The 18,811-nt window shown below is 73.2% G+C and carries 20 protein-coding genes; 11 read left to right on the plus strand and 9 right to left on the minus strand.

Annotated elements, in window-relative coordinates; genetic code table 11:
* Positions 1–13: 13 nt before the first annotated feature.
* On the minus strand, positions 14–985 hold the full coding sequence (locus AC5L38_RS38530) for an AraC family transcriptional regulator (RefSeq protein ID WP_495247754.1): 972 nt from the start codon (positions 983–985) through the stop codon (positions 14–16).
* 117 nt (positions 986–1,102) lie between these two features.
* On the opposite strand from AC5L38_RS38530, the gene AC5L38_RS38535 reads away from it, so the two are divergent.
* Positions 1,103–1,777: a hypothetical protein gene (locus tag AC5L38_RS38535; protein WP_495247755.1), complete on the plus strand. Its 675-nt coding sequence runs from the start codon at positions 1,103–1,105 to the stop codon at positions 1,775–1,777.
* Between the two features lie 136 nt (positions 1,778–1,913).
* Here the strand turns inward: AC5L38_RS38535 and AC5L38_RS38540 are convergent, their stop codons facing one another.
* The 3 genes from AC5L38_RS38540 to AC5L38_RS38550 form a co-directional block, all read right to left on the minus strand.
* Positions 1,914–2,660 carry an SRPBCC family protein gene (locus AC5L38_RS38540; protein ID WP_495247756.1) on the minus strand — a complete coding sequence of 249 codons (747 nt, stop codon included), beginning with the start codon at positions 2,658–2,660 and terminating at the stop codon, positions 1,914–1,916.
* Between the two features lie 48 nt (positions 2,661–2,708).
* Positions 2,709–3,431 (minus strand): helix-turn-helix domain-containing protein, encoded by a 723-nt coding sequence (locus AC5L38_RS38545; protein ID WP_495247757.1) that lies wholly within the window; start codon positions 3,429–3,431, stop codon positions 2,709–2,711.
* 102 nt (positions 3,432–3,533) lie between these two features.
* Positions 3,534–3,890, minus strand: coding sequence for an ArsR/SmtB family transcription factor (locus AC5L38_RS38550; protein ID WP_495247758.1), 357 nt, complete (start codon positions 3,888–3,890; stop codon positions 3,534–3,536).
* A gap of 231 nt (positions 3,891–4,121) precedes the next feature.
* On the opposite strand from AC5L38_RS38550, the gene AC5L38_RS38555 reads away from it, so the two are divergent.
* The 4 genes from AC5L38_RS38555 (at position 4,122) to AC5L38_RS38570 (ending at position 6,913) form a co-directional block, all read left to right on the plus strand.
* Positions 4,122–5,114 carry a cation diffusion facilitator family transporter gene (locus tag AC5L38_RS38555; protein ID WP_495247759.1) on the plus strand — a complete coding sequence of 331 codons (993 nt, stop codon included), beginning with the start codon at positions 4,122–4,124 and terminating at the stop codon, positions 5,112–5,114.
* Positions 5,115–5,367: 253 nt separating this feature from the next.
* Positions 5,368–5,967 carry a hypothetical protein gene (locus AC5L38_RS38560; protein ID WP_495247760.1) on the plus strand — a complete coding sequence of 200 codons (600 nt, stop codon included), beginning with the start codon at positions 5,368–5,370 and terminating at the stop codon, positions 5,965–5,967.
* 73 nt (positions 5,968–6,040) lie between these two features.
* The gene (locus tag AC5L38_RS38565) at positions 6,041–6,268 is read left to right on the plus strand and encodes a hypothetical protein (protein ID WP_495247761.1); all 228 of its coding nucleotides are present in this window, start codon (positions 6,041–6,043) and stop codon (positions 6,266–6,268) included.
* 75 nt (positions 6,269–6,343) lie between these two features.
* A complete protein-coding gene (locus AC5L38_RS38570; RefSeq protein WP_495247762.1) occupies positions 6,344–6,913 on the plus strand; it encodes a nucleoside/nucleotide kinase family protein in 570 nt (189 codons plus the stop codon).
* A 60-nt stretch (positions 6,914–6,973) separates the two neighbouring features.
* Here AC5L38_RS38570 and AC5L38_RS38575 read toward each other — a convergent pair whose 3' ends face one another.
* Together AC5L38_RS38575 and AC5L38_RS38580 are read right to left on the minus strand one after the other, a co-directional pair.
* A complete protein-coding gene (locus tag AC5L38_RS38575; RefSeq protein WP_495247763.1) occupies positions 6,974–7,384 on the minus strand; it encodes a RidA family protein in 411 nt (136 codons plus the stop codon).
* A gap of 113 nt (positions 7,385–7,497) precedes the next feature.
* Positions 7,498–8,376 (minus strand): alpha/beta fold hydrolase, encoded by an 879-nt coding sequence (locus AC5L38_RS38580; protein WP_495247764.1) that lies wholly within the window; start codon positions 8,374–8,376, stop codon positions 7,498–7,500.
* 70 nt (positions 8,377–8,446) lie between these two features.
* Between AC5L38_RS38580 and AC5L38_RS38585 the strand changes: the two genes are divergently transcribed.
* Positions 8,447–8,968: a CGNR zinc finger domain-containing protein gene (locus AC5L38_RS38585; RefSeq protein ID WP_495247765.1), complete on the plus strand. Its 522-nt coding sequence runs from the start codon at positions 8,447–8,449 to the stop codon at positions 8,966–8,968.
* A gap of 250 nt (positions 8,969–9,218) precedes the next feature.
* Positions 9,219–9,797, plus strand: coding sequence for an HAD-IA family hydrolase (locus tag AC5L38_RS38590; RefSeq protein ID WP_495247766.1), 579 nt, complete (start codon positions 9,219–9,221; stop codon positions 9,795–9,797).
* A gap of 68 nt (positions 9,798–9,865) precedes the next feature.
* On the opposite strand, the gene AC5L38_RS38595 is transcribed toward AC5L38_RS38590, so the two are convergent.
* Positions 9,866–10,735 carry a sugar phosphate isomerase/epimerase family protein gene (locus AC5L38_RS38595; protein ID WP_495247767.1) on the minus strand — a complete coding sequence of 290 codons (870 nt, stop codon included), beginning with the start codon at positions 10,733–10,735 and terminating at the stop codon, positions 9,866–9,868.
* A 219-nt stretch (positions 10,736–10,954) separates the two neighbouring features.
* Between AC5L38_RS38595 and AC5L38_RS38600 the strand changes: the two genes are divergently transcribed.
* Complete coding sequence (locus tag AC5L38_RS38600) at positions 10,955–11,629, plus strand: pyridoxamine 5'-phosphate oxidase family protein (protein ID WP_495247768.1); 675 nt, start codon at positions 10,955–10,957, stop codon at positions 11,627–11,629.
* 204 nt (positions 11,630–11,833) lie between these two features.
* Here AC5L38_RS38600 and AC5L38_RS38605 read toward each other — a convergent pair whose 3' ends face one another.
* Positions 11,834–12,721 (minus strand): Sco1979 family transcriptional regulator, encoded by an 888-nt coding sequence (locus AC5L38_RS38605; protein WP_495247814.1) that lies wholly within the window; start codon positions 12,719–12,721, stop codon positions 11,834–11,836.
* Between the two features lie 231 nt (positions 12,722–12,952).
* Here AC5L38_RS38605 and AC5L38_RS38610 point away from each other — a divergent pair, with 231 nt between their 5' ends.
* Positions 12,953–14,905: a serine/threonine protein kinase gene (locus tag AC5L38_RS38610; RefSeq protein WP_495247769.1), complete on the plus strand. Its 1,953-nt coding sequence runs from the start codon at positions 12,953–12,955 to the stop codon at positions 14,903–14,905.
* A complete protein-coding gene (locus AC5L38_RS38615; RefSeq protein ID WP_495247770.1) occupies positions 14,902–16,875 on the plus strand; it encodes a protein kinase domain-containing protein in 1,974 nt (657 codons plus the stop codon). Before AC5L38_RS38610 ends, AC5L38_RS38615 begins: the two co-directional genes overlap by 4 nt.
* Here AC5L38_RS38615 and AC5L38_RS38620 read toward each other — a convergent pair.
* Entirely contained in the window at positions 16,868–17,767 is a 900-nt protein-coding gene (locus AC5L38_RS38620) for a LysR family transcriptional regulator (RefSeq protein ID WP_495247771.1), read from the minus strand. The genes AC5L38_RS38615 and AC5L38_RS38620 overlap by 8 nt on opposite strands.
* A 108-nt stretch (positions 17,768–17,875) precedes the next feature.
* On the opposite strand from AC5L38_RS38620, the gene AC5L38_RS38625 reads away from it, so the two are divergent.
* Positions 17,876–18,736 carry an aldo/keto reductase gene (locus tag AC5L38_RS38625; RefSeq protein WP_495247772.1) on the plus strand — a complete coding sequence of 287 codons (861 nt, stop codon included), beginning with the start codon at positions 17,876–17,878 and terminating at the stop codon, positions 18,734–18,736.
* Positions 18,737–18,811 lie beyond the last annotated feature (75 nt).

Raw genomic sequence — 18,811 nt, forward strand, 5'->3', positions numbered from 1 at the left:
CGGGCGGAGGACGTCAGGGACCGCCGTTCGAGGACCTCCACTGCCTCGGGGTCAGGCCGGTCCAGCGACGGAAGGCGCGGAAGAAGGCGGGCGGCTCCGAGTAGCCGAGCAGCGAGGCCACCTGCGCCGCGCTCAGCCCCGGGTCGCGCAGCAGCACGAACGCGCGCTCGCGGCGGGCGATCTCCACCAGCTCGGCGACGGTCGTGCCCTCGGCCGCGAGCCTCCGCTGCAGTGTCCTGGCCGACAGGACCAGGCTCCGGGCGACGGAGGCGAGGTCGGGCTCGCCGTCGACGAGCGCCAGGCCGATCTCCCTGCGCGCCCGCTCCACCACCCCGGAACCGGTGTCGAGACCGCCGAGCAGGTCGGCGGCCCGGCGCGACAGGTAGCCGAACAGCCGGGGGTCCGTACGAGGCAGCGGCCGGTCCAGCAGCGCCGCGTCGAAGGCCAGCTCCAGCGCGGGCGCGCCCCAGGAGACCGGGCAGCCGTAGTAGGTCTCGTGCCGCGAGGTGTCCCCGGGCCGGGAGCGTTGCAGGACGACCCTGAGGGGACGGGTCTCCCTTCCGGCGAGCACCTTCATCACGGCCAGCGTGGCGGCGGCCTGGGCGTCGACGGGCTCGACCAGGCGGGCGAAGGGCGCCGGGATCACCTGGGCGAACACCAGCTCGTCCCCGCGCCGTCGCGGATCGGGGACGGCGTCGGGGTGGACCACCGCGCGGGTGCGGCCCAGCAGGGCGACGGCCTGCCCCACGGTCGCCCCGTACGGCATGGCGTAACCGACCACGCCCAGCCCGGTCAGTCCCAGCCGGGCACCGACCGCCAGCCCCACCGGATGCCTGGCGACGGCCTCCCAGACCTCCAGGTGCCTCGGGAGGGGGACGCGCGCGTCGGGATCGGCGGGCAGGTCCGCCACGATCTCCACGCCCTCGGCCCGCGCGGCCTCCACCAGGCCGATCGTCAGGGCCGCGAGGACGGTGGGAGCGGGCACGGCGTGACCCTACCGGTTCCCTCCCCGGCCTGGCGCCCTCTGATACGCCGTTGGCGCGTACGGTCATGGGCCGTCTCCCCCGCCCGCCCTAGGTTCGTGAAGGAGAGGAGAAACACCGTGACCACCACCCTGAACCCCGCCGCACGGGCTCTGCCCGAACCTCTGGAGGTCCCCTGGACCATGAAACCGGTCGCGTCGGCCGAGTCCGGAGCCGACGTCCTGGACGACGGCCGGCTGCACCTGTGGATCCGGCACGACCTGATCCACGGCGTCAGCCCCGCCATGCTCCTGTGGTGGTTCCGCAACGTGGAGGGCGACATGGAGCTGCTCGGGCGGCAGGTGCCGCGCTACCGGGTCTGGCACCCGCTCGACCACGTGGGGTTCCGCCACCACTCGCTCCCGCCGGGCGGCGCGGGCCCCGGAGCCGTCTTCCACCTGCACGAGGTGCTCGGCCGCAACCCGGAGTGGCGGGTCGACGTCCTGACCCGCGTCACCCGGCTGGACGAGGGCGGCTTCGCCCACCGGCCGCGCACGCACGGGCTGCCGGTCGCCCGGATGGACTACACCTTCGCCCGCGTCGCCGGCGGTACCCGCTACGAGAACTCGCTGACCCTCGGCCTGCCCGGCCGGGGCCGCCGGGCGCGGCTGGTGCGCCCGGTCAACGAGGTGTTGCGCGAGCGTATCTTCCCCGGCGGCAAGGGCGCCGCCTGGCTGCGCCACAACATCGAGGAGGTCGGCAACTTCGAGTTCTTCCTGCCCGGCCTGTGCTCCGCCGAGGGCTTCACCCCGTAGCCGTCCTCTCGCCCCGCCTCATCTCCGTTCGCCTCGTCTCCGTTCGCCTCGTCTCCGTTCGCCTCGTCTCCGTTCGCCTCGTCTCCGTTCGCCTCGTCTCCGTGGACGGAAATCCTGCCTCCGTGAACGGGGGGTCTCACCCGTTCGCGGCGGCGTCGTCCCGGCCGTTCGCGGAGGGCTCGGCGAGGTTCCGTTCCCACCACGCGCTCCAGCGGGATTCGAGATCGGCGAACGTGGCGTCGTCGAGGCCGTACGTGGTGAGCACCATCATGGCGGCGCCCCCGGGGTTGGCGGGCGAGGGCGGGGTCCGGGCCGCGACCAGCAGGCCGTCGCCCCAGCCGTCGACGGTGAGGCCGACCTGGTTGGCCGTGCGGAACCGGATCTCGCCGCACAGCGTCTCCCCCGCGGGGACCTGCAGCTCGTACGGGCTCCCCGGGGAGAGCCCGGCCACCGCGGCGAGGCCGGCGGCCTCCGGCACCGGCGCGGCCGGCACGCCCGAGAGGAAGACCGTGCGCCGGTCGTCGTCCGGATGCCGTTCCAGGGCGAACGCGAGCTGGTGGACGAAGGTGATCCAGCCCTCGGTGATGTCGTCGTAGTAGGCGTCCCAGTCGGGGTCGCCGCCGCGCGGGGCACGGGTCACCCGCAGGCGCGTACGGTCGCCGAGGTCGGCCAGCTCGAACAGGTCTCCGCCCTGGACCTCCAGCCGGTGCTCGGCGGCCGACTCCACGATGTCCCGGTGGTAGATGACCTCGATCTCCTTGTCGAGGCCGTCGAAGTGCCAGCCGTGCCAGCGCCGGATCAGCTCGGGGTCGCGCAGCGCGCTCCACACGTCGCCGACGGGCGCGGCGATGGTGACCTCTAAGAAGAACGGCTCGTCTGTCATGGAACGCCTCCGGCGCGGTAGTCCCGGGGCCCGGCCCCGGGAGGGATGTCAACCACTGTTCTCCGGCGTCCCGGAGGCCGGGTGTCCGGCGGTTCCCGTCGCGCCGGGGTCCCGGGGCTCGCCCCCGCCTCGCGGACCGGGGGCCGGATGTCCACCGGCGACGAGGCGGTAGGGCCGTCCTCCGGGGGTGTCGAAGCGGGCCGCGACCCGCGAGAAGGCGTCGGCGAGCGCGTCGGTGAAGTCGTGCACGTCACCGGGCTCGGCGAAGCGCACCCGTGCCTCCAGGGCGAACGTCAGCAGCCGGACGCCCCGCCGGTCGGCGGCGGCGGCCATGCGGGTGACGTCGCGGACGGTCCCGGCGGCCACCTCGACGAGACGCTCGGCGGCGTACTGGTCCGCGACCCGACGAAACCCCTCCGCCACCTCGGCATCCTCCGCGGCCCCGCCACCGCCACCGGCCTCCTCGGCCGTGTCGCCATCTTCCGACGAGGTGAGCACGCCGGGATCGACCAGGAAGGCGTTCGCGGTGACCCTCATGACGCGCTCGACGAAACCGCGCCGCGGGCGCTCCTCCACCAGCTCGACCAGCCCGGCCTCCTCCAGCACCCTGAGGTGGTATCCGACCCGCTGGCGCGGCAGGTCGAACTCGGCCGCGAGCTGGACCGCCGAAGCGGGCTCGCGCAGGCGGCCGAGAAGCCGTCGGCGGATCGGGGTGAGCGCCACACGCAGACGGTCGGGCTCGTCCATGAGGGTCATCTCGGTCGCGGGCACACCCACATGGAACCATTAGACAAATTAATTTGTCAATTGACGTCGCGGCCGGACGTGACCTTGGGGAGCCGGCGGCCGGCGCACGCCGGTCGAGCGCTCCCGTCAGTCGTGGCGCGGGATGCCGGAGACCTCGTGGTCGGCGTGGAACAGGGCCTCGCCGATGAGCGCGCGGACATGGGCGTCACGGGCCCGGTAGAGCACGCGGCGGCCGTCCCTGCGGGTGCGCACCAGCCCGGCGAGACGGAGTTTCGCCAGGTGCTGGGAGACCGAGGGACGCGCGACCCCGATGGTCTCGGCGAGCGAGCCGACGTCGTACTCCCCCGACGACAGCAGCCACATCAGGCGCAGTCTGGTCGCGTCACTGAGCATCCGGAAGGCCTCGATGGCGGCCTCCACCTGGGCGCCGGTGGGTTGCTCCTGCGACGAGTTGGTACCTGATGCGTTGTCGCGTGCGTACATGGCTACATATACTCCGGGAAAAGGGCACCGGTAGCAAACGAGGTAGCCATGTCCGACCAGCAGGACGCCGGTTCTCCGTCCCCCGACGAACCCACCGGCTCCCGTTCTCCCCGCGGCCAGGACCACGAGACCCCGCACGACCCGCCACACGAACCCGAGCCCGCTCACGGGCATGGCCATGGGCACGGCCAGGGTCACGGTCACGGGCACGGGCACGAGGGGCGCCGTCCGGTGGGCCGTCGGTTCGGAAGGCTGCTCTCGCGAGCGGGCCACGCCCTCACCCCGCACAGCCACGACAGCGCGAGCAGGACCGACACCGCCCTGGAGTCCAGCAGCCGCGGGATGCGCGTACTGGCCGTCTCCTTCGCCGTGCTCATGGTGACCGCCGCCGTCCAGGCGGTGATCGTCGTCTTCTCCGGCTCGGTCGCCCTCCTAGGTGACACGCTGCACAACGTCGCCGACGCGCTGACCGCGATCCCGCTCGCGATCGCCTTCTCCCTCGGGCGCCGGGCGGCCACCCGCAGGTTCACCTACGGCTACGGCAGGGCCGAGGACCTGGCCGGGATCGCCATCGTCCTGGTCATCGCCGCCTCCGCCGCGCTCGCCGGGTACGAGGCCGCGCGGCGCCTGGTCGACCCCCAGGAGGTACGGGCACTCGGCTGGGTCGCCGCCGCGGCCGTGATCGGCTTCGCGGGCAACGAGTGGGTGGCACGCTACCGGATCGGGGTCGGGCGCCGGATCGGATCGGCCGCGCTGGTCGCCGACGGGCTGCACGCCCGCACCGACGCCCTCACCTCGCTGGCCGTGCTGCTCGGCGCGGGCGGCTCGGCGCTGGGCTACCCGATCGCCGACCCGATCGTCGGCCTGCTGATCACGGTGGCCATCTGTCTCGTCCTCAAGGACGCGGCCCGCGAGATATACCACCGGCTGATGGACGCGGTCGATCCGGCACTCGTCGACCACGCGGAGCGCATCCTGGCCGCCACCGACGGCGTGCGGCGGGTGGGATCGGTACGGCTGCGCTGGGTGGGCCACGCGCTGCGCGCCGAGGTGGACATCGTGGTCGGCGAGGACCTGTCGCTGCTCCAGGCGCACGCCGTGGCGGTGGAGGCCGAGCACCGGCTGATCCACCACCTGCCCCGGCTGAGCGCCGCCACCGTGCACGCCGACCCGGACGGCCGGGAGGGCGCCGACCACCACGCCACCCTGGCCGGACACCGATAGGCCGGGCCCGTATCGCAACCCGCCGGACACCGATAGGCCGGGCCCGTACCGCAACCCGCCGGACACCGATAGGCCGGGCCCGTACCGCAACCCGCCGGGCGCCCTCGCCGCGACCGCGGACGCGTACCCCGCACGGGCCGGGGCGCGGGAGAGGTAGTCTCGCGTGATCACCGTCGCGGCCCGCGGACCGGATCGCCCGGCCCGGCCCGCAAGCCGTGGCGGATCACCCCCCGATCCAGGAGAAGCGGCTGCGTTGGCCGACCACGGCAGAGGACGACCCGGCTGGCTGCACGTCGGCCCGCTGGAGGCGCGGCTGACGCGCACCTGGGAACCTGGCACGTTCCCACCGGCGGAGACGCTCCTCGCGATACTGACGCTGGCGGCCGTGCCGCAGGCTCTCGCCACCCGCCTGACCACCCATCTGAGCGGCGGCATCGTGGTGGGGCCCGGATCGGTGCCCGACCTTCCCGGCTTCGAGTGGCTGCGCGGCGTCGCGCTGCCCCTGCAGGCGGGGCTCTGGGAACGCAGCGCGGGCGTCTACGACCCCCGGCGGCGGCGCATCGGGGTGGGGAGCGCCCCTTCGCCCTCGGTGTCGGTGTGCGGGCACGAGATCGGCCACGCCACCGACCACATGGACCGGCTGCCCTCGCACTCCCCGTTCTGGACCGGCCTGCACGCCCGCACCCGCGTCCGTCTCCGGCCGCCCTACCGCGACGACGTCACCGAACTGTTCGCCGAGGCCTTCGCCTGCGTGCTCACCCGCAGGGCGACCCGGCTGCTCGACCTGATCGGCGCGGAGGCGGAGGCCGAACGGGTGTATCACCAGTTGTCCGGGCAGTACGGCATCGGCTGACCGTGGGCGTGCCACGACCCCCGGAGCTATGCTGGGCGAACAGCGGTCAGAGAGACGACGGAAAGGCCACGCCATGAACGTGACCATGCTGCCGGGAGGCACCCTCCGCGTCCCCGCGACGACCACGCTGGACAACGGCACCAAGATCGACGGCACTCGCGACATAGGCCGCGACGACCCCGAATACTCCGAGTGGCTTGCCCTGGCGCAGGACGAGGACGAGCAGCGCCGCCGCGACGTCGAGGAGCGCGACTCCGACCGCGAGATCCTGACCCGCTGGCGCACCCGCCGGAGCGCGTGACCGCGCTCCGGTGTGTCCGGCGTGTCCGGCGTGTCCGGCGTGTTCCGGGCGGCCGAAGCCCCCTGTGACACCGACATGAACGACGCCGACATGAACGACGCCGACGTGAACGGCCACGTGCCGCTTGTCTCGCGCTGGCTGCTCACCCGCCCCGCCCGGGCGGGCCGTACCCGCGTCCTGGCGGTCGAGGGACGCTCGGGGTCGGGCAAGTCCACCCTCGCCGCCGCCGTGGCCGCGGAACTCGCCGCGCCGGTCGTGCGGATGGACGATCTCTACCCGGGGTGGGACGGCCTGTCGGCGGGGATCGACGCGCTGGTCGAGCAGGTCCTGCGACCGCTGGGCCTGGAGCGGCCCGCGAGGTGGCGGCGCTACGACTGGCCGGACGGCGCCCACGCGGAGTGGCACGAGGTCCCGGACACCGGGATCCTGGTCCTCGACGGCACCGGCTCCGGCGCCCTCGCCGCCGCGCCGTACCTGAGCGGCCTGCTGTGGCTGGAGGCGGCCGACGAGGTGCGCAAGGCCCGCGCGCTGGGGCGCGACGGCGATCTCTACGCCCCGCACTGGGACCGCTGGGCGGCGCAGGAGGAGCGTTTCCACGCCCGCGACCAGGTCCGCGCCCGCGCGGACCTGACGATCACCACCTGATACCGGGCGGGGAGCACCTGGGGCCCGGACGGCGGGAGCGGGCCGGAGGGCGATCCGGGGTCAGCCGCGCGGGACGGCGGCGACGCCCTCGACCTCGATGACGAGGCCGGGAGCGGCGAGTGCGGCGACCACGATCAGCGAGTGCGCGGGGAAGTCCCCCCGCGGGTACCACCTGGCGAACACCTCGCCCTGCGCCGCGCGCGAGCCCGCCAGGTGCTCGGCGCCGGAGAGCATGGTGAACAGCTTGACCAGGTGCTCGGGACCGGCGCCCGCGGAGCGGAGGAGGCTCTCGATGTTGGCGAAGACCTGGCGCGCCTGCGACTCGGCGTCCGGGCCCGCGAGGGTGCCGTCCTCCAGTACGCCGACCTGACCGGAGATCATCAACAGCTCGTGACCGGCGGGCACGGCGGCCAGGTGGCTGTAGCGGCCGAGCGGCGCGGCCGGGCCCGGGGGATTCCAGCGGCGGATCATCGGTTCTCCTCGTCGTACGGCGTCGTGCGTCACATGACCGCGCCCCATCCTCCCTCCTCCCGGCCCCCGGACGCGCCGCGGGTGGCCGGCGGTCGGCGGTCGGCGGTCGGCGGTCAGCGGTCAGCGGGAAGCCTGCGGCCGAGGAAGTCGTCGACGAGCCGGGCGATCTGGGCACCGTGGCTCTCCAGCGCGAAGTGACCCGCGGGAAGCAGGTGGATCTCCGCGTCGGGCAGGTCTCGCCGGAAGGCCTTGGCGCCGTCCGGCCCGAAGATCTCGTCGTAGGCACCCCAGGCGGCGAGCAGCGGGACCTGGCTCGCGCGGAAGTACTCCTGGAAGGCCGGGTAGAGATCGATGTTGGTGACGTAGTCGCGGGCGAGCCGGAGCTGGATCCCGATGTTGCCCGGACGCCGCAGCAGCGCGAGGTCGTGGTGCCAGGTGTCGGGGCTGACGAGGCTCTGGTCGGGCACTCCGTGGGTGTACTGCCAGCGGATCGCCTCCAGGCTCTGGAACTGCCGGACGGGAATCTCGTTGGCCGGGGACGGATCGGTGCCGTAGGCCCGGATCGGGGCCCAGAAGTTCTCGTCCAGGCCGTCGAGGTAGGCGTTGCCGTTCTGGGTGACGATCGCGGTGACGCGCCCGGGGTGGGCGGTGGCGAGCCGCCAGCCGATGGGCGCGCCGTAGTCCTGCACGTACATGGCGAAGCGCGACAGGCCGAGCCGCTCGGTGAACGCGGCGGTGATCTCGGCCAGGTTCGCGAAGGTGTAGTCGAAGTCGTCCATGGACGGGGCCGCGGAGTAGCCGAAGCCGAGGTGGTCGGGGGCGATGAGCCGGTAGCGGCCGGCCAGCCTCGGGATGAGGTCGCGGAACATGTGGGAGCTCGTCGGGTAGCCGTGCAGCAGGAGCAGGACCGGCGCGTCGGGGTCCCCCGCCTCCCGATAGAAGATCTCCTGCCCGAGTACGACGGCGGTGCGGTAGTGGACCGTCTCGTTCACGTCTAACCTCTTCGAGTCGTTTGGGGAGTTAATCATGGCCAGCGAAGCATCATCCTGCTAACCTGTCAACATGCTCAAGGTGGTTATAGAGGACGCCGATCTCCTCCTGGACCTGCTCAACACCACCCCCGTGGTCGACGGCGTCCCCACGGACGCGCTGGAGGATCGGCGCGAGGCCGCCCGGTGGCTCGGCGAGCGCGGCCTGCCCAGCTCACCTGCCGCCGTCGCCTCGGCCCGCCGCGTCCGGGACGCGATCGCCCGCGTCGTCAGGGGCGAGGAGCCCGCCCGGACGCTGGGGACCTTCCTCGAAGGGGTGGTGCGGACCCCGTCGGTCGGCGACGACGGCGTGCGCTGGGAGCTGAACACCGGCTCCGCCGACCCGTTCGGCCTCCGGTGCGTGCTGACCTGGGCACATCTCCAGGAGACCCTGCCCGGCCGCCTGCGCCCGTGCGCCAACGACGACTGCCACCTGTTCCTCGTGGACCGCAGCCGGGCCGACACCCGCCGCTGGTGCTCGATGGCCGCCTGCGGCAACCGCCTCAAGGCCAGGCGACACCACCGGCGCGCGACGAACCGGGACGACGGCGACTGACCGGCGACGGGAGCGAAGACGTACGGCCGGGAACCCGTTCTCACCATGGTGGCCGAGATCTACGTCTTGAAATCAAACACGAAGTACGATCGAATGAACACGAAAGAGTTCCGGAAGGGCCCCGAACGATCGTCGATCATCCTCGTCCCACCGAGCGCGAGACGCGCCCGGGCCGGGCGGGCGGGGCCCCACCCGCCGCGTCGGGGGTGACACCGGAGCCGCCGGCGCAGGACCGTTCCGAGGAGAGCCCGTGACCACGTGGATGTTGCTTGACTACGGCGAGGTCATCTCCGTGGCGCAGCCGGCCGACGCGACGGCGGCCATGGCGGAGCTCATGGGCCAGGAGCGGGCGACCTTCCACGATCGCTACTGGCACCACCGCGACGCCTACGACCGCGGCCAGGCCTCCCACCTGTACTGGGGCGCGGTTCTCGGCAGGACGCTCGCCGACGACGATCCGCTCGTCGCCAAGCTCGACGCGGCCGACGTCGAGAGCTGGTTCCACCTGAACCCCGAGACCCTGCGCGGCATCGAGGATCTCGCGGGACGCCACAGGCTCGCCCTGCTGTCCAACGCCCCCGAGCCGCTGGCGGCGGCCATCGACGACGCCCCCTGGGCGGCGGCGTTCGAGCATCGCTTCTACAGCTGCCGCCTGGCCCTGTCCAAGCCGGACCCCGCCATCTTCGAGGAGGTCCTGCGCCGCCTCGACGCCGCCCCCGGCGACGTCACCTTCCTCGACGACCGGGCCGTCAACGTCGACGCCGCGGCGGCCCTCGGCATCAACGCCCTCCTCTACCCGGAGTGGCCCGCCTCCCCTCGCACGGGCTGACGGGTCCGCCGGAAGGGCACGGTCACGCCGGACCGCGGGTTCGCCGCGAGAGACGGCGCGGCGGGCGGTCAGGCCGAGAAGCGGGCGACCCACTCGCGGGCGCCGGGAAGGATCTCCTCCACCGGCGCCACGTGCGGGTACCACGTGCGCTCCCACTCCAGGGAGACCCAGCCCTCGAAACCGCGCAGCAGCTCGCCGCACTCGTCGAGGGGCACCCCGCCCGTCCACATCGGCACCGGGGTCGTGTCGGCGGCCGAGACCGCGTCCTTGATCTGCACGTACGCCAGGTGCCCGGCCAGCGCCTCCAGGGTCCGCGCGGGCTCCTCGCCGTGACGCCACGGGTGCAGCACGTCCCACAGCGCGCCCGCCGCCCCGGGAACGCCCGCCGCGTCCAGCAGCCGCCCGACCGCGGCGCCGGTCGGCATCGCGTCGTGGGTCTCCACCAGCACCCGCACCCCCGACTCCACGCACAGGTCCGCGACCGCGCGCAGCCTCCGCGCACCCGTCTCGACGTCGTCCCCCCCGGGGAACACCCGCACGGCGGGCGCGCCCAGGTCGGCGGCGAGCACCAGGTCGTCCCGCAGCGCCCGCACGACGGGTTCGTCCGGTCCCGCCATGGCGATCTTGACGTACCCGGCGAGCGCGGAGACCTCCGGCCGGGCGCTTTCGGACGCGCCGCCCCCTCCCGGGCGACCGCCCGGCGACCCGGCGCCCTCCCGGTGGGCACCCGGCGCCCCCGTGCCTGCCGGGTGCCCCTCCGGCGTCCCGGCGAGGAAGGCGCGGACCTTCGCGCGCCCTGCCGGGGAGAGCCCGGCGTGGACGCCGGTGTCGGGGTGGAGGCGGAGTTCGAGACCGGCGCATCCGTACTCCCCGGCCGTCGCGACGGCCTCGCGCAGGCCCTGTCCCGGCATGCCGAGCGTGCTGAACGCCAACTTCATCGAAGCTCCCTCACCGCTGCCCGGAAAGCGCTTCCCGGGAAGATCCATCGTAGACGCCGCGCCACCCCCCGCGCGCCAGGGCGCGGGGTTCCCCCAGGTGGGACCCGGATTAGCGGCGCGCGACTGCGGGGAGGCCTCAGGTGATGCCGATCGAGGGGCGCGGGAGCCGGAGGAGCCCCGGACTCGCAGCGACATCGATCTTCTCAGCTGGAGATTGCCATGACTGGACGCGTATCGGCCCCGGGTGACCTCGGCCGCCGGATCGCCAGGCGGCGCGAGGACCTCGGCCTCACCCGGGACGAGCTGGCGAGGCGGGCCGGGATCGATCCGGGCTATCTCGCCTACCTGGAGGACGCCGTGGCCTCGCCGAACACCGGCACCGTGAACCGCGTGGCCACCGCCCTGGACACCAGGCCCGAGGACCTGCTCGGCGGGAACGTCGACCTGCCGCCCTGCCGGGGCCGGTCGGGCTCCTGGCCCGAGCTGGAGAAGCTGGACCGGGACGAGTGCCTGCGGCTCATCACCCCCGGCGGGGTGGGACGGATCGCCTTCGAGGAGATCGGCGGGCCGGTGATCCTGCCGGTCAACTACGCCCTGCACGGCATCTCGGTGATCTTTCGCACCGCTTTCGGCGGCCCGCTCGGCGACGCCCTGCGCACCGGGGTGCAGGGGGTCGAGTCCAAGGTGGCCTTCGAGGTCGACCGCATCGACGACGCCGGCCGCGAGGGCTGGAGCGTGCTGGTGCGCGGCGGGGTCCACCACGTCTCCTCCGATGAGGACCGCGCCGCCCTGGCGGCGCTGGGCGTCCGGCCGTGGGCGGGGGGTGAGCGGGAGCTGTACGTGAGGATCGCCGCCACCGAGGTCACCGGCCGTCGCATCCGGCGCGACCCCTGACGTCGCGGAACTGCCCGGGCGGTCCTCCTCCGTATTATCCCCCCGCTCGGGGAAAGCGGCATCACGTGGCGCCGGGGAACGGCGCGAGCGCTCCTCGCCGCCTCGCGGGTGTCGGGGTCCCTTCGAGGACGCGGTGCGGGAAAGCAGTCGTCCCTCGCCTCGCGGACGTTCCGAGGACGTGACGCGGGCCCGCCTCGCGGGAGGTCAGGTCTCCTTGAGGATGCGGTGCAGGAAGGACGTCGTCGCGGACGGTTGCTCGGCTTCGATCCCCAGGCGGTTCATGACGCGCCAGTAGCGCTCGACGTCGGTGAGCTTGTCCAGGTAGAGGGCGCCGGTGAGCTGTTCGAGGTAGACCACGTCGGGCAGGCCGCCCTCGGGAAAACGCAGGATGGTCGCGGGGCCCGTCGCCGCGGCGGCCGCTCCGGCGCTGAACGGCATGATCTGAAGGGTGACGTGGCCGAGCTCGGCTATCTCCGTGAGGCGCTGTAGCTGGGCCCGCAGCACCTTGGAGCCTCCGACGGGGCGGCGCAGCACCGCCTCGTCGACGACGGTCCAGAGGGTGGCGGGCTCCGTCCGGGTGAGGAGCCGCTGGCGCTCCATCCGCAGGGCGACGCGCCGCTCGATCTCGGACTCCGGGGCACCCGCGCAGGCGGGCCGGATGAGGGCGCGGGCGTACTCCTCGGTCTGCAGCAGCTCGGGGACGAACTGGACCCCGTAGCCGCGGATGAGGGAGGCGGCCTGTTCCAGCCCGAGGTAGGAGTCGAACCAGGAGGGGACCACGTCGCCGTAGGCGTGCCACCAGCCGGGCCGGTTGGCCTCCGCGGCCAGGGCCAGCAGCGGGGCTCGCTCGGCGTCGACGACGACCCCGTAGAGGGTGAGGAGGTCGGCCACGTCGCGCTGCTTGAAGCCGGTCCGCCCCAGCTCCAGACGGCTGATCTTGGAATGCGACGCGCGGATCGCCTCCCCGGCCTCCTCGCGCGTGATGTGGCCGTTCTCCCGCAGCCGCCGGAGCTGCGCACCCACCAGCATGCGGACCACGGTGGGCCCCGCCTGCCGGTGATCCAGGCTCTGACCATCGGCTTGTTCGCCCATCGCCTGAACAATGCGCAAGTTCGCTCCCTTCAACCGCGACCGGCCGGTCTGTGAATGTTCAAGCTTTTCACGTCCGGGTCGTTCCCCGCAGTGAGACACGCACTCCGCGCGGCGAGCCGGTGTGCGGCGCCCGGAGAAGTCCGCATCTCTTCTCCAGAGTTCTCCACTTTAGGCGAGTAAATCTTCATAATTGGTGATCTCAAATGGACTCCTCGGAGAGGAAGCCAGACCATGCCCGATATCGCCCCCGTACGGGCGGGGGATCCCGAACGCGTGGACGAGTACCAGATCGTGGGGCGCCTCGGGGAGGACGTCTATCTCGCCACGGCCCCCTCGGGAGACCGGGTGGTCGTGCGCCTGCTCCCCGCGGACGTGAGTCCCGAGCGGTTCCGGGAGGCGATGGAGCCGCTGCGCGAGATACCCGCCTTCTGCACGGCGCAGGTGCTGGACAGCGGACTGGACGGCGGGGTGGACGGCGACAGGCCGTACATCGTGAGCGAGTACGTCGACGGCCCCACGCTGGAGGAGGCGGTGGCCTCCGAGGGCGTGCTGGGGGCGGCCTCGCTGCACCGGCTCGCCGTCGGGACGATGACCGCCCTGGTCGCCCTGCACCAGGCGGGTACGGTGCACGGCGACCTGCGTCCCGGCGCCGTGGTGTTCGGCCCCGACGGGCCGCGGGTGATCGACCTCGGCATGGCGCGGGCGCTGGAGGCGACCGCGTCCAGCACGACCCGCAAGGTGGACGTCCCCGCCTACAGCTCGCCGGAGAGGCTCATGGGCACCTCCCCCGGGCCCGAGGGGGACCTGTTCTCGTGGGGGGCGACGATTGTCTTCGCCGCCTCGGGCCGCTCCCCCTTCGACGCGGGGACGATGTCGGGCACGGTCAACCGCATCGTCAACGACGAGCCCGACCTCGGCGCGCTCCCCGACGACCTGCGCGGGCTGGTCACGGCCTGCCTCGCCAAGGAGCCCGCGCCGCGGCCGACCGCGAGCGACGCCCTGCTCCGCCTGGTCGGCGGGTTCCTCACCTCCGACCAGGCGCCCCCCGATCCCCCCGCCCCCGCGCCGGAAACCCCCTCCACCCAGCCGCTGCGGGGGCGTGCCCGGCCCGTGCTGCTGGTCGCGGGCGCGCTGGCCGTCGCCCTCGTCTCCGGTGGCGCGGTCTACCTGGCGCTGTCGGGGGATCCGGAGCCCGCGGCCGCCCCGCGCCCGGCCGGGAGCACCGCGCCGGGCGCGCTCGCCCCCGCCTTCACCCCCCAGCCCCAGCTCAGCCCGAACGTCACCACGGCGCCCTGGGAGTCGGTGGAGAAGACCACCGAGGACAACGAGCTGCCGGGGACGGGCATCACCCTGCACGAGAACGCGAAGGACCCGGTCAAGCTGGGCGGCTACGTGAACATCAAGGCGCCCTTCGCCTCGTTCGCCAGGGAGAAGGGGAAGGCGACGTTCAAACAGGTGGCCAGCACCATGCAACCGGTGTTGTCGCCGCAGGGCGACCTGGTGGCGCTGAACCCGATCGGGAAGTTCGCCGACTCGTCCTTCGACTACCTGAGGATCCACGACCTGAGGAACGGCACCCAGTTCGACGTCCCGACCGTCGAGCGGCCCAAGGAGGGGCACAACCCCGTGTGGTCGAAGGACGGCTCCAAGGTCCTGCTGTCGGTGCGGGACACGAAGGAGGAGAAGTCCGACGGGTTCGTGGTGGTGGACGTGGCGGCGCGCAGGGCCACCCACGTGCGCACCGAGTCGGTCGGCTCCGACACGCTTCCCTCCACGTTCGCGCCGGACGGCTCGGTCGCGCGGGGGTACTACGACGGCAAGAGCCACGGGGTCGACTTCTACGGCCCGAACGGTCAGGCCACCCGGACGATGCACTGGGTCGGCCAGCCCCTCAACACCACCTGGTTCTCCCCCTCGGGCGCGCTCTTCGCCACGATATGCCCCAAGGGGAACACCATGTGCGTGTGGGACTCGGTGAGCGGCAACCGGCGCTACACGCTCGACATCAAGGAGGAGACCCGGTTCGTGGGCTGGTTCAACAACAACCACCTGCTCCTGCAGACCCCCGTCAAGAAGGGCTCCAAGATCGAGGTGGTCGACCTGTACGGCAAGTCCGTCCGGGTGCTCGCCGACCTCGAGAAGGGCGACACCGCCCTCCTGAGCTTCACCGTGACGGCCGGATGACCAGGGTCCTCCCCCCGGCGCCCGGCGATCCCGAGCGGATCGGGCCGCACCGGGTCACCGGCAGGCTCGGCCGCGGCGGGCAGGGGACGGTGTACCTCGCCGAGTCCCCCGCCGGGGCCCGGGTCGCGGTGAAGGTGCTCGGCAGGGGCGGCGGCGAGCAGACCCTGGCGCGCTTCCACCGCGAGATCGAGCTGGCCCGCCGGGTGGAGGCGTTCTGCACCGCGCAGGTGCTGGGGCACGGCGAGGCCGACGGCATGCCGTACATCGTCAGCGAGTACGTCGACGGGCCCAGCCTCGCCCAGGTCCTCGACGAGCGGGGACCGCTGCGCGGGGCGGAGCTGCGCAGGCTCGCGGTCGGGACCGTCACCGCGCTGGCCGCCATCCACCGGGCGGGCGTCGTGCACCGCGACTTCAAGCCCGCGAACGTGCTGCTCGCCCGCGACGGCCCCCGGGTGATCGACTTCGGCATCTCCCGCGCGCTGGACGCCGTCTCCACGGCCTCCGACCACCTGGTCGGCACCCCTCCGTACATGGCGCCCGAGCAGTTCGACGGGCGCGACGCGGGGCCGTCGGCCGACCTGTTCGCGTGGGCGGCGACGGTGGTGTGCGCGGCGACGGGGGAACCGCCCTTCGGGACGAGCCCGCTGCCCGCGGTGATCCACCGGATCCTGAACGCCGAGCCCGTGCTCGGTTCCCCGGACTCCCCGGACTCCCCGGACTCCCTGGACGACGAGCTGCGCGAGCTGGTGTCCGAGTGCCTGGCCAAGGACCCGCGGGCGCGCCCGGCGGCCATGCCCGCGCTGCTGCGGCTGCTGGGCCATCCGGCCGAGCGGCCGTCGTACGAATCGGGCCAGGAGGTGCTCGGTGAGGGCCGCAAGCAGGCCGCTCCCCCGCCGGCCCGGCGGCGCGCCTCGCGCCCGGTGGTCGCCGCCCTCGCCGCGCTGGCGCTCGCGGCGGTCTCCGGCGGCGCGGTCCTCGCGGTCCGGGCGGCGGGGACGGAGGAGCCCGCGAAGGTGGTCGCGGGCGGCGCGGAGGGCACCCCCTCCCCGCCCGCGAGACCGGCGATCGGAACGATGCCCACCACCTCCACCACCGACCTGCGGATCCCCGGAACGAAGATCACCCTGAGGGAGAACCCCGCGGACACGGAGTGGGTCACCACCTACCGGGACTCGCGCGAGAACGCCGGCGGCTCCCCCGTCTTCCTCCGGAAGGGCGACACCGCGGAGTTCAGGTTCCTGGGGACGTTCATGACCGCCGTGGCCGCCCCGGGAGGGGCGCGCGTCGCCGTCAACCCGGACAACAAGTTCATGCTGGAGGGGTTCGACCTGATCCGGCTGGTGGATCCGAAGGGGGAACCGGAGACCCGGATCAGGACCGTCGACGCCCCGTTGATGACCTCCAGCCCCCACTGGGACCGCGACGGGACGAGGATCCTGCTGACGATCTACGAGGGATTCGAGGAGGAGCAGCGCTCCAGGGGCTTCGTGATCGTGGACGCGGTCTCGCGCACGGCCCGCGTCTTCCGGGTGCGGGACGACGACCACCGCTCCGACTACGTCTGGGGCGCCGACGCGGCCTCGGTCCTCCACTCCGGGCCGGACGGGTCGGTCCGCTTCTACCGCCTGGACGGCACGCCGCTGCGAACGGTCCCGAAGGTGGGCGAGCTGGTCAGGGACGACGTCAGGACCACCTCACTCGGGACGGTCTTCACGACCCGCTGCCAGGAGGAGCGCCGGGACATCTGCGTGTGGGACGCCACCACGGCGAAGCGCAAGGCCGTCGTCCCGATCCCGAAGGGGACGACCCTCAGCGGCTGGATGGGCGACCGTCACCTCCTCGGCACCGCGACCGAGGGGAAGACCACGAAGGTCGTCCTGCTGGACCTGCGCGGGAAGGCCGTGCGCGTCCTCGCGGACGGCCCCACCGCGGAGCTGGGCAAGATCGGCCTCTACTACACGCTCAAGTGACCGGTTCGGTCGCGACCGGGCCGCCTCTCGCCGCGTGGACCTCGCGCAGCAGCGCGGCCGCCGCCGCGCTCGTCGGGTCGCCCGTCACGGTGACGGTCTCCCAGGCCGGTACGGCCCCGGCGAGCCCGACGAAGCGCACCCGGTCGGTCTTGACCGCGAACGACCGGGGCACGAGCGCGACGCCGAGCCCGAAGGTGACCAGGTCGAGCAGCGAGTGCACGTCGTTCACCTCCAGCGAGACGTGGCGTTCGACGCCCGCCGCGGCGAACACGTCGTCGACCAGGTCCCGGGTGCCCCAGTCGGGCTGGAAGTCCACGAACCGCTCCGCCCGCAGCTCCGGCACCTCGACCTTCTCCCTGCCCGCGAACGGGTGATCGGGCGCGCAGGCGAGCACGAGCGGCTCGTCCGCGAGCGGCCCGACCACGACGTCGTCGGCGCGGCGGAACGGCCGGGAGACGAACGCCAGGTCCAGCCGTCCGGCGCGCACCTGCTCGACCAGCTCCCCGGATCCGCCCTGGCGCAGCCGGATCTCCAGGCCGGGGTACGTGGCCAGGAATCGGGCGAGCACGGCCGGCAGGTGCACCGCGTGCAGGCACTGCAGCGAGCCGATGGCCAGGCTGCCGCGCAGCAGGCCCCGTACCGCCGCGACGGCGTCCCTGGCCGCGTCGGTCGCCGACAGCGCCCGGCGGGCCTCGACCAGCAGCGCCCTTCCCGCGGGGGTGAGCTCGACCTGCCGGGTGCTGCGCAAAAACAGCGAGGCGCCCAGCTCGCGCTCCAGCGAGCGGATCGAGGCCGACAGGCCCGACTGGGCGACGCGCAGCCGGTTGGCCGCCCGCGTGAAGTGGCACTCCTCGGCGACGGCGACGAAGTACTCCAGCTGCCGTAGCTCCACGATTCATCACCAGGACCGCTCAAAGACATCAGTTTCTTCTATTGGACAGCTTAATCGGGGGCAGGAGAGGGTGAAAGCTGTACCAACCGATCCCGAGGAGGAACTCTCATGCAGACACGCCGCATCGGCGACGTCCAGGTCAGTGCGATCGGTCTCGGCGGCATGCCGATGTCGATCGAGGGGCGCCCCGACGAGCAGCGTTCGGTGGCGGCGATCCACGCCGCGCTGGAGGCGGGCGTGACGCTGATCGACACCGCGGACGCCTACCACGTGGGCGCGGACGAGGTCGGCCACAACGAGTCCCTGATCGCCCGCGCGGTGGCCGGCTACGGCGGCGACACGTCCGACGTGCTGATCGCCACGAAGGGTGGCCACGTGCGTCCCGGCGACGGCTCCTGGACGCTGGACGGCTCGCCGGACCACCTGAGGAAGGCCTGCGACGCGTCGCTCGCGCGCCTCGGCGTCGAGGCCATCGGCCTCTACCAGTTCCACCGGCCGGACCCGAAGGTTCCGTACGCGGAGTCGGTCGGGGCGATCCGCGACCTGCTGGACGCGGGCAAGATCCGTTTCGCGGGTGTCTCGAACGCCGACCCCGGCCAGATCCGGCTGGCCAACGAGATCCTCGGCGGGCGGCTGGTGAGCGTGCAGAACCAGTTCTCGCCGTCGTTCCGCTCCAGCGAGCCCGAGCTGGAGCTGTGCGCGGAGCTGGGCATCGCGTTCCTGCCGTGGAGCCCGCTGGGCGGGATCTCGCAGGCCGGCGAGCTGGGCTCGCGGTTCGCCGTGTTCGCGGACGTCGCCGAGGCCCACGGGGTGAGCCCGCAGCGGGTGTGCCTGGCGTGGATGCTCGCCAAGGCGCCGGTGGTGATCCCGATCCCGGGCTCCTCGCGCCCGGAGACCATCCGCGACTCGGTCGGCGCGGTCGACGTGAAGCTGTCCGCCGAGGAGCTGGCCCGCCTCGACGCGGCCTGATCCCGGCACGGCCCGACTCTTCGACACGGGCTGACTTGGGCACGGCCCGGCCTCGAAGCGGCCTGGCGGGGCGCG

This window comes from Streptosporangium nanhuense (assembly GCF_059358815.1).